The organism is Microvirga zambiensis WSM3693, from assembly GCF_016735695.1.
GTDB classification, from domain to species: domain Bacteria; phylum Pseudomonadota; class Alphaproteobacteria; order Rhizobiales; family Beijerinckiaceae; genus Microvirga; species Microvirga zambiensis.
In genome coordinates, this window is sequence record NZ_JAERQD010000184.1 from 1 (window position 1) to 1,475 (window position 1,475).

General features: G+C 60.8%; 1 protein-coding gene and 1 pseudogene. One reads left to right on the top strand and one right to left on the bottom strand.

The genetic code is table 11. From position 1 onward, the window contains the following. Positions 1–611: integrase core domain-containing protein (locus JKL46_RS34755; protein WP_201843009.1), on the top strand; the 611-nt coding region annotated here is incomplete at its 5' end. A 72-nt stretch (positions 612–683) separates the two neighbouring features. Here the strand turns inward: JKL46_RS34755 and JKL46_RS34760 are convergent. Next, positions 684–1,403, bottom strand: a pseudogene (locus JKL46_RS34760) (IS5/IS1182 family transposase); the annotation flags it as partial. Positions 1,404–1,475 lie beyond the last annotated feature (72 nt).

Consider the following 1,475-nt stretch of genomic DNA (forward strand, 5'->3'; position numbering starts at 1 on the left):
CAGCCCTGGAGAAGGCCAAGGCCGAGAAGGACGCGCACGGCGAGTTCGAGAGCGAGTGCCCCGGCTACTGTGGGGCGCAGGACACCTTTTACGTCGGCACGATGAAAGGGGTGGGGCGGATCTACCAGCAGACCTTCATCGACACCTACACCAAAGTGGTGTTCGCCAAACTGTACGACCGCAAGACGCCGATCACCGCCGCCGACCTGGTCAACGATCGGGTTCTTCCCTTCTTTGATGCCTATGATGTGAAGCTGTGTCGCGTGCTCACCGACCGCGGCACCGAATACTGCGGCAATCCCGAGCGGCACGAGTACGAGCTGTATCTCGCGGTCGAGGACGTGGATCACACCCGCACCAAGACCAAGAGCCCGCAGACGAATGGCATCGTGGAACGCTTCCATAAGACGGTGCTGGACGAGTTCTATCGCGTGGCCTTCCGCAAGAAGATCTACGGCTCAATTGCCGAATTGCAGAGCGATCTTGATGCTTGGGTGAGGAGTTATAATGAGGAACGGCCGCACCAGGGCCGGTGGTGCTTTGGCAAGACGCCGATGCAGACCTTCTTGGATGCAATCCCATTAGCGAAGGAGAAGATGATCGCAGCTTGAACACAACATCGGACAGATAGGCCCGACCAACTCTCGGACGCCAAGTGTCAGATCAAATACCGACTACTACATCTGATGGTAGTCGGGACTCCAGCTCTTGCTCTGATGCCCGGCCGGGCAGGTCGCGACTTCCCGCTCCCAATCGAGGAGGAAGTCCTGCATCGTGAAGCCCTCGCCTGACCGGACCTGCCACTGATAATCCTTGGGAGCCGGCCCTAAAAGCGTGACGCCTTTCTTCCGGCTGGCGACAAGCTGGTCAGCCGCAACATAACCGGCATCGGCCAGATGGATATCGGGCAGCAGACCCTTGGCTTCGAGCGCCGCATGGATGTCCTCGAGCGCGTCGCGATCAACGACGGGTGCCGGCGTGGTCGCCACGTGCGTTATCAGGTGTGGTCCCCCTTCGTCGCACGTCTCGGTCAGATGCACCTTGTAGCCGATCCAGATCGTTGATTGCTTCTTGGCGTAGTGCACCTGCGGATCGTAGGGCGAGGCGACCATCAGCAAGGAGGGTGGAAACCCCTCCTGATCAGTCCGCCACCGCACCCGAAGTGGCGCCGCAGTTCCTGTGGTCGGAGCATCGTCGATCAGGCAGAAGTTCTGGACCCAGGCCTGCCGCAACAACTCAACAGCCGGGATCTGTCGCAGCCATATTGGCGCACCAGGAGCCATGATGGCCGCAAGCAACTGATGACCATCGCGACCGATCTGCTCGGCGTGGGCGCGCCGCTTCGCCTCGCCTTGCGGCACCTCGTGATCGCCAGCCCGCCGGTCATATCGCTCCAGCCAGCTATGACGGAATTTAGGTGATGGGGCCGATCAGGCGGCGCTGTTTGTCGGCAGCGGGATGACCTCGCTGCCGTC